Origin of the sequence: Flavihumibacter sp. CACIAM 22H1 (assembly GCF_001601815.1) — a bacterium.
Lineage (GTDB): Bacteria > Bacteroidota > Bacteroidia > Chitinophagales > Chitinophagaceae > Flavihumibacter.
This window is the reverse complement of the sequence record NZ_LUKG01000067.1, coordinates 15,229-28,459: the sequence shown is the minus strand read 5'-3', so window position 1 is coordinate 28,459 and position 13,231 is coordinate 15,229. Positions and strand designations below refer to the sequence as shown.

Sequence of the window (13,231 nt, the reverse complement as noted above, 5' to 3'; positions counted from 1 at the left end):
TTTTATGAGTCTAGGAAGCCGTATCAGCCGCATTCGGAAGGAACATAAAATTGCCCAGGGAGAGCTGGCCGAGAAAATAGGCATCCACCCTAATGTGCTGGGCAGGTATGAACGCGAAGAAGCCACTCCTTCAGTGGAAGTGGCTGCTAAAATTGCCAAAGCCCTGCGAGTTTCACTCGATTACCTGGTCGGCAATACCGATATCGAACTCGATAAAGCCATCCTGGACAAAGTCATCGCTATTCAAAAACTGCCCAACGAAGACAAAACACATATCATGTACTCTCTCGACGGACTCATACAACACGCCAAAACAAGACTCGCCTATAAATAATAACACCAGCCGCTGATTAATCAGCGGCTGTTACAATAGCCCTAACCTCTTCTTTTAGATAAATTTTTTAACGATTAAAACTCCGAACTACATATAAAATTGCATTCTTGTTCCAGTTCCAAATCCCTTAAACAACTTTCATACTCATTTAAATAGTAGGTACTTTTTTTCCAAGACATAAGAATAAAGTATTTAAATATTCTTTCCCAATATCGAGGGTCTAATTCAAATACAAGTTTATTTTCTTTATCAAAAACCCCCAATAGCTTACTGCCGCTTTTAGACTTAAAGAATATCTCTTTATCATCACCGGTATTAGTAACAAATTGTAGTTTCAATAATTCAATATTAATTCCACTTGCCCCAGTAAGGTCACTAATTGATTTTGCTAATTGTAAAAAATCATTCTCATTTCCTAATAAGCAAAGATTAGGGCCATCAAAACTAAAAACCATTTCGTTTGTAAAATCAACTTTAAGCATATACTACGCCATTAAGTGTGGATTATTTTTTCTATACTGCTCCATCTTCTTATCATATTTTTCTTTCTTCTTCTGGTATTCTTTCATTTTATCTTGATACTCTTTCATTTTTTTATCATAGTCGGCTTTCTGCTTATTATATTCTGTCATCTGCTTTTTAAACTGTTGATGCTGCTTTTGTAAATAGGCAGGATATTGCGTTGCAGGGAAGGTAGAAGGGTCTGTGAACATCAATACAGCAGGATTAAAATCTTTTCCATATATTTTTCCGTCAGGGATTTGAATACCATCAGGTGTCCAGTTTTCCCAAGGATTGTTATCATTCCCGCCTCTTTTTAAATCCCAATGCCCTTTTGGATGATGTTTGTCAGGAGCATGCCACCTTAAAACATCTCCTTTCTCATTTTCTAATCTCGTAGCTCCCTTGTCTTTTAATTTCTCATACCCTTTTGTTCCAGGCTTTATAGGAGTTACTTCCCATTCTCCGCCAAATGGAGGCGTTGGATATGTTGTAGCATCATTTGGATTTATTCCAGATTCATCAAATGGTGTACTTTTCGTTATTGGCGGTGAAGCTGGCGGCAATGGCATATACGGTGCTGGTGGCAACGTCGGAGTTTGCGGCATTGAGAAACCTTGTGGAATTGCTGGTGGAATTGGTGGTAAGGGCTGAACAGGTATAGATGGTAACTTAGGTAAAGTCAATATTGGTTCTGGAAAGATGAGCCATCTTGGAAGAGCTATATTAGGCTCTCCACCATCTAAATCAGTTGCCCATATTGGTGTATTTCCAGCAAATTGATATGGAGTATAAAATGGGAATTGATTTGTCAGCGGATCCACACTCAAGAACTTGCCTATCCTCGGATCATAGATCCTCATTCCATAATCCTGCTGGTTCCCCGCACCCTTTACCTCATTATCATTCTCCTTCCCATTAAACCCATACCGATAATCCGTAACATTAACCTGACGTCCCGGCATCAATCCCCCAAATGCATAATAATCCTGCGCTGATAATTCCTCGGCACGGTACACCAGGTTTCCGCCTACCATCTGCTGAACAGTTCGATCTGAAACCGATACCATTACATTCCCTAAATGGTTGGATAATTCAAAGAACTTCTTACCAAATATACCATTTGCCGCCGGATCATTTACATCGCTGTACTCATCTGTGCCCAAGGGTTCAGCGGCGGGGATTTCATAGGCGGGTTTGAAAATACCCAACCGGATGCTGCCATACAGGTGCTGCTCTGCCCATTTGTAGCTGCTGCCGGTTTGCTCATATACACCCATGGTATTGCCCTGCGCATCGCGGGTATAGAACGTACTTACCGGATTGGTAGCACCCGGCCCTTGCACCAGTTTCCGGATCCGGTTACCAGAGGGGTCGTAACTATAGCTGATGGTGGAGCCATCTGTTTTGGTGATCTGACGGAGGACAATTTTTCCAAAACTATTCTCGGTTGGCGATTGTCAACCATTTGACGGGCCGATATAATGAAAGAGTTGTTGCAACAGGTGCATACGGAACATCTTCATGTCAGCGGTGCGTCAGCCTGTCGCTTAATGATCGATGACGGAGGCGAGAGTCTGGGAAGCCTTCATCACGAATATTAGGTTTTATTGTTTTTTGCTTTACCAACTAGTTCACAAACTCATTTAACTTTTGATGTACAGTTTCAAATAAGCATATAATTGCGTCTCCTTGTTATAAAAGTCACTGGGATAAAAAGAATGGTTACGGAAACCTGGCTTCTAATCCATCAAAATCAATCCATTCTTGCCATTTCCATTGACGACAACGACTTTCAGGAGTATGCGATTCCTCTATTTTGTCGAACATATTAGATACACTGCACCACATTGTAATTCTCTAATATGCGAGGCATACGGAATGGAGTAACGGATCACCTTGATATTCTAGGTGACTCATTAAAGACAAAATGTTACAAAATTTTCAAACACTCAATATCGTTTACAAAGAAAAAACAATACTCAATCTTTCTAACAACACCACTAGGAGTAATCAAAAAACCCTCTTCGCCAACATCAATAAATATTTCTGAAGAAAGATTGTTAGCCAACCTAATAAGAAATACTTCCCAGTCAGGAATAATTTCATGAATTAATACAGAACAAATCATACAGTATATTGGAATGCCTTTGGGCTTGATATTGTAATCTATGTAAAGCTTTGGTAAGATATTGGCATGATTATCTTGTTGATCAGATAAAACCACTTCCCCCAAAGAGAGCGATAATACCTCTCGTATTCCTTCAATTATTTTACTATTGGGAATCTTATTTTGTATAGAAATAGCTACACAAGAACTATTTCGATCTATTGTAAACATCAACTGCTTGTTTATATTCTTCAACACTGAATTGTTTCCCAATTGCGTTTCTAAGTTGGTCCGAATTAGTGCTTCCTGCATCATTCATCAAACCTAATGCCTTTGCTGCACCCCGATTCAAATCAACATACCCACCAACAGCTAAGGGCTTTATTGTACCACCATCGTTATAATACCTATTGCCATTTTTTAATTCGTAAATTGTTCCATAAGTCTTATCCTTTACCTCGGTTGCTAATCCATCATTTATTGCGGATAAATCGCCCTTATAATCAACCCCTTTCACTGCAACAGTATTTTTATCTTTTATATAACTTGATTTAGCTGAAATTCGACTAGCTACATGGCGCTTTTCAAAAGAAGCACCTAATGAAAAATTATTTACATTAAAGCCCAACTGCCGAAGGCTTTTTGTATTCAGCCCCATTTTTCTCAAACCGGCTAAAACTGCGTTTTTTCCATGTTTGGATATTGCATCGCCTACAATCGGCTCTAGTAGTCCAATTAGCCCCGATCCAACTAAGCCTTCCCCTGTAATATTTTTCACCCCAACTTGGTCTATATAGGTCGCCATCCCCATAACTGCATTTGAAGCCATTTTTATCTTCTTCGTACCTATCATGTCAACAACTCCTTCACCAAAAGCCTGCCACAGAGTCACCTTTTCCCAAGCTTGTTCCCAATTTGAAACATTAGGATCAAGCATGTACGCTGTCAACATCTGTGTCATTACATTGATACCGACATTTATACCATATTGTAAAATCCATTGGGCAAATTCACCATCCTTATCTATGTGGGAAATAGGTGAATTTGCAGCAAATGAAAAAGGTGTAAAATAAGGAAATGATGACGAATATGGATCTACACTAAAAAACCTAGCAACTCTTGGATCATAAATCCTTGCCCCAAAATTTATTTGATTGCCTTCACCCTTTACCTCATTATCATTCTCCTTTCCATTAAATCCATACCTGTAATCTACCACACTCTCCTGCCGTCCTGGCATCAAGCCACCGAAGGCATAATAATCCTGTGCCGATAATTCTTCTGCCCGGTAAACCAGGTTGCCACCGATCAGTCGTTGAACCGTACGGTCAGAAACCGTCGTCATCACATTGCCCAGGTGATTGGATAATTCAAAGAACTTCTTACCAAATATACCATTTGCCGCCGGATCATTTACGTCAGAATACGCATCTGATCCCAAAGGCTGGGATAATGCTACCTCGAATGCTGGTTTAAAGATGCCCAGCCGGCTGCTTCCATAAAGGTGCTGTTCTGACCATTTGTAGGTAGTGGCGGATTGCTCATAGACCGCCATTGTATTTCCCTGGGCATCTCTGGTATAGAAAGTGGTCTGGGGGTTTGATCCGCCGGCCTGCGTCACCACCTTTCTTACCCTGTTGCCGGAGGGGTCATAGCTGTAGGTGATGGTAGATCCATTGGACTTTGTAATCTGCCGGATTTTTCCATACACCGTCCAGCTGATAGAAGCCAGTCCTTCTGCTTCATCGGCTGTCAGGTTACCGATCTCATCGTAGGTATAGTTGTCTGGTATTTGTGGGCGGGAAGGATCCTGCACATCCCGCAGCTTATTGTTGACCAGTTTACCCAGCTCATTGCGGGTATAGGAATAACTGAGTTGATCCAATACCTGACCCGTGTTGTTATTTCTGGACAGGGCCAAAATATTCCCATTGGCATCATAGCTGAAATTTTCACCAAATGGTGTGGCTATGCTTCCATTACCCCAACTACTACCTGCCGTAATGGCAGTATGGCGATTTACCCGCAGCAGCCTGTTTAATTGGTCGTATTGATAGGAATTCCCCACTGTTTCACCATTATTCAGCAGTCCAATGGCATAGGTTGCCTGGCTGATATTGCCATTGTACAAAGCTTTTCCGGTAATATCACCCGGGGCACTGGCAGCAGGGTGTGAATAGGAACTGCCAAATGCAGTTAAGCCCGTTGCTATCGGCTCGTAATCAGCACCAAAATAACCCAGGCTGTATCCGAACACATCCGGCATGATGCTCGTATTGTTACCCGATGTATGGCCATCATTCCCCATATCACGACCCGGATTCAGGTGCTGGCTGTTTACTCCTTTAAGCCACCCCTGCAGGGTATAGGCATAATCAATGCCCTGCACATTTTGCTGGCCAAGTATGGTTCGGGCTAGTGGTCCATGCAGGTAGTATTGGTACTTGGTCTACTTGTTCCACTGCGATTCCGTGAAATTAATATTATCCCGACTGGTCAATACATCAGTCAATCGATTTTCTGCATCGTACTTATCCACTGTTAAAAATACTTATTTTCCAAATTATCAAAATCAATCCATTCTTGCCATTTCCATTGACGGAACATGCTATCAGGTGTGTGCGATTCTTTAATATGGTCAAACAAATTAACATACACACCTCCGTTTTCAATTTCTTGAATTTTTGAAGCATAAGGAAATGATAATACTTTGCTTTTTTCAACCAGATTGAAGAATGGCTCAAAAAAAAACATTTTCCATCCTGAAACAAGCCATGCCTCACCAATCATTAATTCTCTACCTGCATTAAATTTTGTTAAATAAATTTTATCTCCAAAAATTCCAATTTTATGTGGTGTGCTTTTAACAGAATCTAAGATAAAATTTGGGATTCTCAAATGTGTATATAATGATTTAGACGAACTGGATTGAACTAATGTATATTCAAAATTATACAAATAAGCACAAATCAAATTTTTACGAAGATTCAATATTTTAAGTATATCATTTTCATTTGGCGTGAACAATTTTTCATCTTGTACTATCAAAACAGATTGATGTGGATTCTTGCCAGCTGTACTTCCCACAGAAAACAAATTCCCATTTTCATCTTGCAAAGCAATTGATGAATTAGGTAGTGATTTAATAATTTCTCCAATGTGTTTCTTTTCGTTCCATTTGTAACCTTTATAACCCTTCGTAAAAGAGAATGGTACAAATTTGATAACTTCTTTATATAAATAGTAATACTCCTCCCCTCCTAACGAGTTATTCGGAAATGAAATCCTTAATCCAATTTTCATATAAATTTTATTCAATATCAATAAATCGCACATCAACTTTCATCTGACCAGCCCTTTCAATGACATTCCTTAAAACTTCACGATTATAGCCAACCGGAGTTGCAATGTGCAATTCAACCTTATTGATAGTTCTTTCTACTCCATTGTAAACACCAGAGCCAACTCTCTTCAAATCAGCCAAATCATCGATATTTTTCATAATATTTGAAAAATCAAAATTTGAATTTGCATTAACTGTTTTAAGACTAATAGCGACACCATCAGATGCATTATAGAAGTAAATTGTTTTAAAAAAGGTGACGCAGTTTCTGCAAGCCATTCAAAACCAGCTGAAATATACCGTGATGCAGCCTTTGCCTCCAAAATAGCACCTCTAGCAAAATCATGAAGTTTCCATGCTCCATCTACTGAATATTGAGCTGCAATATTTCTAGCAACTATAGCATACCCTTTGCCAAAAGTTGAAAATAACAGTCCCAAAATCTACTGCACCAGTTACTCCAATGAATATAGCTGTTTTTACATGACCCTCAGAAACCAAACTGCTCGCATCATAAAACGCTTTAACTGGACTTATTTCTTAGAAAATGCCAAAAAGATTCTTGGATTTTGCATACTTGAACATTGCTTTATTATAATCCGCATATTCCTGCTGCCTATCAAACTTTCTGTGAATAATATCAGTCGCCTCCTGCATTTTATGAACCTGTGCCGCTGAATAATAACCAGCTTTATTCAAAACATCAATTGGTGTCATTATGGGAATCTTTGCCTTGCTTTCGGTCCATCCTGAAATATTATTATAATAGTACCATTCTAGACCATCTAAATCAATTCCATCAATTGGTCTGTTACTCGCAATCGGGTAAGGAGTTAAACTTGGATAATTATTTGCAATTGGATCTGTTGCTAAAAATCTACCTAATCGAGTTGCATAAATTCTGATTCTATAATCTTGTAGGCCTCCAAGGGCAAATACCTCATTGTCATTCTCCTTCCCATTAAATCCATACCGATACAACCCTGCTGTTCCTGTAGCACCACCAATATTCCCTGTGCCCGCATAGCTCTCATCAGCGATATAAGCCTCAAATTCATCAGTAAGACCACTCTCAAACTCACCTACCAATTCAATACTACTCGACGCTACATATTCCACCGACTCAGTTCCGGAGCGGGTGTTCAATACCAGATCAACCGGTACCTGATAGCCATTTACTTCCGTGGTTTCCGAGAACTCCCCGCCTGCTATGTTCAACCCCTGGCCAAACTGGCGGCCCGGCATCAACATACCAAAGGGATAATAATCGCTGGCAGTTACCACATCGGATTCGTAGTAATCGATATTGATAACATCGGTACTGAACCCGTTCTTCCGATCGCTGATGGTAGCCAATACATTGCCCAAATGATTGCTTAATTCAAAGAACTTTTGCCCGCGGTAGCTGCTGAACACCGTTGGTGCGGTATAGTTCTGTTTGGCATCTACCCGACGATTAAAGATACCAATTCGGCTGCTGCCATACAAATGCACCTCCCGCTGTAACAAGGTAGCCGGTAAGCCTTTGCTGGTTCCGCTGGTTTCATAGGTGCTCATTACATTTCCCGATGCATCGCGCACATACCAGGTATAAGCTGTGTTACCCGATGGTTTGGCAACGGATTTACTGATCCGGTTACCGCCAGCATCGTATTTATACCCTATCACCGTACCATCTCGTTTGCTGATTTGTCGGATTTTTCCATATACCGTTCAACTGATTTGATTGATGCCTTCGGCTGAGTCGCGCACTAGGTTACCGATGGCGTCGTAGTAATAGTTGTTCACCAGCTGGTCGTCGATGTCTTCGATGTATTCCGCACTGTTCACATTATCGCGTACCCGAACCAGTTTGTTATTGAGCAGGCGACCATTACCATCGCGGTTATACTGATAGGTCAAACTATCCATGGGCAGCTTGCCATCGGTACCATAGCGCTGATACCGTAAAATGTTACCATTCGGATCATCCGCAATCCGCTCCCGATAGCCCTGCATTACCGTCATGGCCGACCAACCGTTAAGGAGAGAAACAATAATTTAAATTGATCGATCGATATAATAGACCTGCTTAATTGTGGGTTCAAAACAGTATATCACCCTTTTGTACTCGTTGCTTTTTACCTCGATATTTTACCTGGGGAGATGATGGCGCGCATTCCGCGCTCTACCCTCCACGATTGGAAGCATAAAATAGTTACAGAACTAATGGGATATGATTGGTATTGTGAACAGCAACCCTATTTTACTACACTGCAGGCTATTGCGATCAATCAACGATTGATGCTATGGAATCGGGCCCTGTTGCGACTGATTGCCTTGAGACGGTTCATGAAAAAGTGTCCTACTCAGATGGAGAACCGATTGTTTCATGCAGCGGAAGTGGTTGTGCATACCATCCAAAAAATACAAGCTGTTGCCGGCTTGAACTTTACATTGAAGGCTCTTTCACTCTCCCATCGGCAGTACTGGCGGGTACGACAGAAAATCTGGTGTGCGGTTTCTGTGCTCAATCGCTGTTTGATTAAACACCCGGCCCAGTTCGCAAAACAGGAAGTTAGGGTGATCAAAGGTTACTGTATGAATTGCCGGTTGCTTCATTGGCCGCTCAGTTCTATTTACCACCAGCTCATCCGGGAGACCTCCTATCGATTCCAGTTGAGTACGTTTTATAAGTACGTGCGGCTATTAGGGGTGAAAAGAACAACGCCTATTCACCGAAGAAAAAATCATGCTACCGGGATACGATCACAAAATCCGCTAGAGCTCCTGATCGAGGCGGCTCATAAAAAACTGAAGTATCGTTTTCTCTATCACAAAATCATCCCCGACATCGATTACCTCCGACAATACCCGGTTGAAGCCATTGACGGCTACAACAACCGACCGAATGCGGTACTGGACGGATTAACGCCCTTTGAAGTGCTAGCTGGAAAATCAATCAACAAACAGCAGCTTTCTATAGAAATGCAAGCAGCCTGTACTGCCAGAATAGCTGTCAATCAACAATATAATTGTTGCGAATGCAGCTTCTAATTATCCAATAAAGAGTATCAGAAAATATTCTCTTAGCTAAACTGGTTTATTTATTATCAACCTGTTTTTCTCTTCTAAATCAACTGATTCGGAGATCCGATTCTGCGATGTTAGTCAAAAAAAGTCCACCTGCAACCGCTGTCCGGATATCCGGACAGCCAATTGTACAAAGACCGTAGACGTTGCCCTGAATCTAAATCAAGGAGTTGTTGGTTTATTTTTGTCTTTTTCTACACCATTATCATCAAATAGTAAGTCAAGTCTTTCCAGTTCCATTATTAACATATCTTGGAAATTATTCCAAGAGTTAAGTGGTTTTATGGAATTCTTATTGCATCGATGTACTTTATTCGTCGTTCTGTCGATATAAAGAAGTGAGCCATCCCAACTATATCCACCAATAAAAAAGTGCTGAGAAAGGGCTCCTTCTATTCTTTCTTCAACATTGGGAGTGAAAATAGAATATGGCTGCCATGCAGACTCAAGTGTTCTACCTGATTTGAGTCGTAGCCCATCTAAACTTAAGGTATCTATAAATACCTTTAATCCATTAGAATAATTCAACAAAAAATCTCTATAATCTTCAGGAATTTTGGCTCCAATAGTCTGCTCAATCGACTTAATCTGCGATAAGTTTAAAACGGGAAATAATTTGTTTAGCCAAGCATGGGGGGCGACGTGAGGAGCTTTGCCTATCAATACCGTCCCATCATTTAACTTTTGTTCACCAAGAGTTCTGTATTTTTCTATTATTTTCTTTGCCTTTTCAAAATAATGCATATAAAAGTAGCTATTTTTTTTACTTCGATTTATTAACTTGCCTTTTGTCTTATTCCTAAAATTTTCTCTATGTCTGAAGGCTTCCCATTTTGAGTACGATTTATAAGTATAATTTTCCGTTGGTTTCTACAGGCCTGTTTGTAGCGAAGGCGTAGCCGAAGCGGAAAGCAGGCCTGTAGAAAGTTCTTTTTTTTTTCCGGTACACCTTGGGTGGTAACCCGCCTAATGAATCATGTGGCCGATGGTTGTTATAATCAGCAAGCCACACCTCGGATATTTCTCTTACCTGATCCAGATTATCAAATGTATAGGCATCCAATACATGGCCGCGGAAACTTCTATTAAATCGTTCAACATACGCATTCTGGCATGGTTTGCCTGGTTGAATGTATTTAAAAGCTATTCCATAGGCCAGGCTCCAGGATCGTGTCAACTTCGATATAAATTCAGGTCCGTTATCCATTCTGATCTTTTGTGGCTTGCCATACCGGTTGATTAAATGGTTCAATACCCAGATCACCCGACTACTTTTTAACGAATAATCTATCTTAATGAATAAAACTTCCCGGTTAAAATCATCGATCACATTAAATGATCTGAACCTGGTTCCATTGCTTAGCACATCCGTCATAAAGTCAATGCTCCAGTTGTGGGTAAAACGTTCCGGTACTTCAAGCGCTTCCCTGACTCTTGTCGGCAACCGTTTCTTAACCTTGCGTCTGAGCGGTAGTTTCAGATCCTTGTATATCCTATGTAGCCGTTTGTGGTTAACCGCCACCCCCTGGTTCCTTAAACGATGATAGTACTTCCAAAAGCCTTCAATGGGCTGCTCTCCGGCTAGTTTTTCCAAATGACGGATATTGGTACTATCATCTTTTACAGACCGGTAATGCAGGCTACTTCTGCTAATCTTAAGCACGCGACACGCCTTGCCGATGTCTTGGGGACGCTCCTCCTTGAGTTCCTCCATGATTCTTCGCTTGTCGCAAGGCTTTAAAGCTTTTTTTCAATGATATATTTAGCTGTATCCAATTCCATAGGCAAATTGGCATACATGCGTTTCAGCCGGGCATTTTCTTCTTCAAGCTCTTTGATACGCTTTAGCTCACTGGCTTCCATACCGCTGGCGCCACTTATAAAATGTCGCCTTACTTACACCATGATCACGGTGAAGCTCTTCAAATGATTTACCTTGCTCAAACTCTTTTAGAATGTTGGCAATCTGTGTGTGACTGAATTGACTCTTTCTCATACTTTACAGTTTAAATGTATAAACTTTCTGTCTACAAATAAACCGTACTGTTTTACGGGAAGCTTACCGAAACCTTTGTCTCCAAAAAACGATTCAAAGAATACCTCCAAAAAAATATCGAAGCTCTGTAAAAAAAACGCCCCGGAAAAACCGGGTCGTTTTTTTTATAATGCGATTCCTAACTCATTCAGAAGAAAAGGCTTATTCTCTCCAACTTATCTCCAGATAGATAGAAATAAAAAGAAAGGCCATTTCCCACCTCTATTAATAAGTAATCAAGATTTGATTTTTCATAAGAAATCACCCATTTTAAATTTGCCAAATTCAACATATGAACAATGGCAGAAACGGTCGTATTCTTGTCTATTAAAAAATAATTTTCTTCTATGGATACGTCGAATTTTGCATCAGTATTTATGAAAAAAATATCCACATACTCTACTCGCCTATTAAGTGATACCCTGATTTCACCATAGTGAAAAAATTTTCCGTTGTCACCATAGTCCTCCACATCGTCAGGTTTACCCATATGATTAATCAAGTCTGTTTCTGTTGAAACTTGGGTTATCCCATTGAACTCACCCCTAAAAAAGAAAAGATTAAAATCGAACTTTTTCATTCTATAATTTTTCAAGTACCTTAATAAGATAATTAAACTCGTGCGCTTTATCAATTGCAAGTTGGGAATCTTTAGTAAATCTAAACGCATGTTGGGCATACTCCTGTGCGCTTTTTATTCTTGTTAGTAACTCAGTTCTAAACTTAGCACTATTCATAGCTTGATTAAAGAGAGTAACCGCCCTTTTAATATCATCGGCTGTTCCTACCAGTTTTCCAACTTGCACCAAACCTATTCCGCCATTTTGTGTGGGCCTTAAACCTAATTCCATCTTTGCTACAACTTCATCAAAATGCAAATGAACACCTTTCTTTAAAACATCAGGATGACCGGTAACTCCAAAACGTATCTGTTTCCCATATGCTGTTAATGTTTTAGATACCTTTCCAAATATTCCCACAAGGGAAGTCTTGCTTTTACTCCCCATTTGAATCATATTGGAAGTGGCAGAAACTGCAGAAGTTTGAGGAAGACCCGCATTAAATATCTCCTCGCCATTAACATTGGTTTGAAGAAACTGCTGATACGACAAATTTACATCGTCATTTAATGGCGAGGTGGATAATGCAGTATATCGATTGGGGTTGGATTGTCGAAAAACACTATATCGAACATTTTCCTCATCATTGTTATTGACCACAACCCATGAATGCTCAAGTTTGATAATATTTTCCTCGTCAATCTTATTATCGTTTGCATACTCCTCTGCCCTAGTCATATAGAAGTCATTTCTGGCACCTCGGAATAACCTAGTCCAAAAACCAGGCTTTTTAGGTGGGTCGTCCCCATCTGGATCATTTAATAGAATCGGATTATTATGAAATGCTGCCTAAGGGCTTTCGTGATATTTTACGATAGGATCTATATTCCACCTTCTACCCAACCTCGGATCATACTCCCAGAACTCGGCTGTGTAACTATTTCCGACACCGTTAATCTCATTGGACATTTCTTGCCCATTAAATCCATACCGATAATCCGTAACATTAACCTGACGTCCCGGCATCAATCCCCCAAATGCATAATAATCCTGCGCTGATAATTCCTCGGCACGGTACACCAGGTTTCCCCCTACCATCTGCTGAACAGTTCGATCTGAAACCGATACCATTACATTCCCTAAATGGTTGGATAATTCAAAGAACTTCTTACCAAATATACCATTTGCCGCCGGATCATTTACGTCAGAATACGCATCTGATCCCAAAGGCTGGGATAATGCTACCTCGAATGCTGGTTTAAAGATGCCCAGCCGG

The 13,231-nt window shown here is 40.4% G+C and carries 15 protein-coding genes and 1 pseudogene; 2 read left to right on the top strand and 14 right to left on the bottom strand.

Annotation, left to right across the window (positions count from 1 at the left end; genetic code table 11):
• Positions 1-334: helix-turn-helix transcriptional regulator (locus A1D16_RS16185; protein ID WP_366206923.1), on the top strand; the 334-nt coding region annotated here is incomplete at its 5' end.
• A 74-nt stretch (positions 335-408) separates the two neighbouring features.
• On the opposite strand, the gene A1D16_RS16180 is transcribed toward A1D16_RS16185, so the two are convergent.
• The 9 genes from A1D16_RS16180 to A1D16_RS16140 all read right to left on the bottom strand — a co-directional run bounded on the left by A1D16_RS16180 (position 409) and on the right by A1D16_RS16140 (position 8,295).
• Positions 409-816, bottom strand: coding sequence for a hypothetical protein (locus tag A1D16_RS16180; RefSeq protein ID WP_290711376.1), 408 nt, complete (start codon positions 814-816; stop codon positions 409-411).
• A gap of 3 nt (positions 817-819) precedes the next feature.
• Complete coding sequence (locus tag A1D16_RS16175) at positions 820-2,115, bottom strand: RHS repeat-associated core domain-containing protein (RefSeq protein WP_290711374.1); 1,296 nt, start codon at positions 2,113-2,115, stop codon at positions 820-822.
• A gap of 653 nt (positions 2,116-2,768) precedes the next feature.
• Positions 2,769-3,176 (bottom strand): hypothetical protein, encoded by a 408-nt coding sequence (locus tag A1D16_RS16170; RefSeq protein WP_290711372.1) that lies wholly within the window; start codon positions 3,174-3,176, stop codon positions 2,769-2,771.
• Positions 3,154-5,334 (bottom strand): RHS repeat-associated core domain-containing protein, encoded by a 2,181-nt coding sequence (locus A1D16_RS16165; RefSeq protein WP_290711370.1) that lies wholly within the window; start codon positions 5,332-5,334, stop codon positions 3,154-3,156. Before A1D16_RS16165 ends, A1D16_RS16170 begins: the two co-directional genes overlap by 23 nt.
• Before the next feature lie 152 nt (positions 5,335-5,486).
• The gene (locus A1D16_RS16160; RefSeq protein WP_290711368.1) at positions 5,487-6,248 is read right to left on the bottom strand and encodes a hypothetical protein; all 762 of its coding nucleotides are present in this window, start codon (positions 6,246-6,248) and stop codon (positions 5,487-5,489) included.
• 7 nt (positions 6,249-6,255) lie between these two features.
• Positions 6,256-6,498, bottom strand: a complete 243-nt coding sequence (locus tag A1D16_RS16155; RefSeq protein WP_366206927.1) for a hypothetical protein — start codon at positions 6,496-6,498, stop codon at positions 6,256-6,258.
• Positions 6,444-6,728 (bottom strand): hypothetical protein, encoded by a 285-nt coding sequence (locus A1D16_RS16150; RefSeq protein WP_290711364.1) that lies wholly within the window; start codon positions 6,726-6,728, stop codon positions 6,444-6,446. Before A1D16_RS16150 ends, A1D16_RS16155 begins: the two co-directional genes overlap by 55 nt.
• A 100-nt stretch (positions 6,729-6,828) precedes the next feature.
• Positions 6,829-7,956 carry an RHS repeat-associated core domain-containing protein gene (locus A1D16_RS16145; RefSeq protein WP_290711362.1) on the bottom strand — a complete coding sequence of 376 codons (1,128 nt, stop codon included), beginning with the start codon at positions 7,954-7,956 and terminating at the stop codon, positions 6,829-6,831.
• Positions 7,957-8,001: 45 nt separating this feature from the next.
• The gene (locus A1D16_RS16140) at positions 8,002-8,295 is read right to left on the bottom strand and encodes a hypothetical protein (protein WP_290711360.1); all 294 of its coding nucleotides are present in this window, start codon (positions 8,293-8,295) and stop codon (positions 8,002-8,004) included.
• Between the two features lie 138 nt (positions 8,296-8,433).
• Between A1D16_RS16140 and A1D16_RS16135 the strand changes: the two genes are divergently transcribed.
• Positions 8,434-9,324 (top strand): hypothetical protein, encoded by an 891-nt coding sequence (locus A1D16_RS16135; protein ID WP_290711358.1) that lies wholly within the window; start codon positions 8,434-8,436, stop codon positions 9,322-9,324.
• A gap of 198 nt (positions 9,325-9,522) precedes the next feature.
• Here the strand turns inward: A1D16_RS16135 and A1D16_RS16130 are convergent, their stop codons facing one another.
• The 5 genes and pseudogenes from A1D16_RS16130 to A1D16_RS16110 form a co-directional block, all read right to left on the bottom strand.
• A complete protein-coding gene (locus A1D16_RS16130) occupies positions 9,523-10,104 on the bottom strand; it encodes an SMI1/KNR4 family protein (protein ID WP_290711356.1) in 582 nt (193 codons plus the stop codon).
• 208 nt (positions 10,105-10,312) lie between these two features.
• Positions 10,313-11,356, bottom strand: a pseudogene (locus A1D16_RS16125) (IS3 family transposase); the annotation flags it as partial.
• A 187-nt stretch (positions 11,357-11,543) separates the two neighbouring features.
• A complete protein-coding gene (locus tag A1D16_RS16120) occupies positions 11,544-11,975 on the bottom strand; it encodes a hypothetical protein (RefSeq protein WP_290711354.1) in 432 nt (143 codons plus the stop codon).
• Between the two features lies 1 nt (position 11,976).
• Positions 11,977-12,693, bottom strand: a complete 717-nt coding sequence (locus tag A1D16_RS16115; protein ID WP_290711352.1) for a hypothetical protein — start codon at positions 12,691-12,693, stop codon at positions 11,977-11,979.
• 111 nt (positions 12,694-12,804) lie between these two features.
• On the bottom strand, positions 12,805-13,231 hold a 427-nt coding region (locus A1D16_RS16110), incomplete at its 5' end, for a hypothetical protein (RefSeq protein ID WP_290711350.1).